The organism is Faecalitalea cylindroides ATCC 27803 (assembly GCF_000469305.1).
In the GTDB taxonomy this organism is placed as follows: domain Bacteria; phylum Bacillota_I; class Bacilli_A; order Erysipelotrichales; family Erysipelotrichaceae; genus Faecalitalea; species Faecalitalea cylindroides.
Map to the genome: position 1 here is coordinate 1 of NZ_KI271062.1, position 528 is coordinate 528.

Below are 528 nucleotides of genomic sequence, written 5' to 3' on the forward strand. Positions count from 1 at the left end.
AGCAAAATCAAAAATTTTATTTAAAAACAAAACAAGAAGAAGTTATGGCTATGACAGGTCTTGGCGGCACGGCTTATGAGGAATTGACGGATACCCAGAAAGGAGTCGTCACCTCTGTTGGGCAGATGATGGATTGGATCGAAGGAAAATATGGACAAAAATTCCATTACATATCCTATGTGCCAGGCGATGCACTTGAGCAGGAGCATCTGAAAGTCTATCCGGAACAGGGGGATGAATCGGATGTTGTAACCGTGTATCGCACTTATGAAAACGGACGTTACCAGTATGAAGACGATTACGGATCCATTTTGGTACGGCCTTCGTATGAAGAACAGATTCTTACATTCGCAAAAGAGTACTTGCCTTTAGAAGGAATAAAGATCTATACAGAAGTAAAGGGTGGTACAAGCAATGTGCCTAAAGAAGGTTCTATTTTGAATACTGTTTCGGCTGCGACATATATTTTTATGAATGAAGACTTGTGTTTTCAACAGTACGAAGCACTTTCTGATTACAAGCTTAATT

The 528-nt window shown here is 40.0% G+C and carries 1 protein-coding gene; it reads left to right on the forward strand.

The genetic code is table 11. The features are described 5' to 3' along the window. On the forward strand, window positions 1–528 hold a 528-nt coding region (locus HMPREF0367_RS10595), incomplete at both ends, for a hypothetical protein (RefSeq protein WP_035403739.1).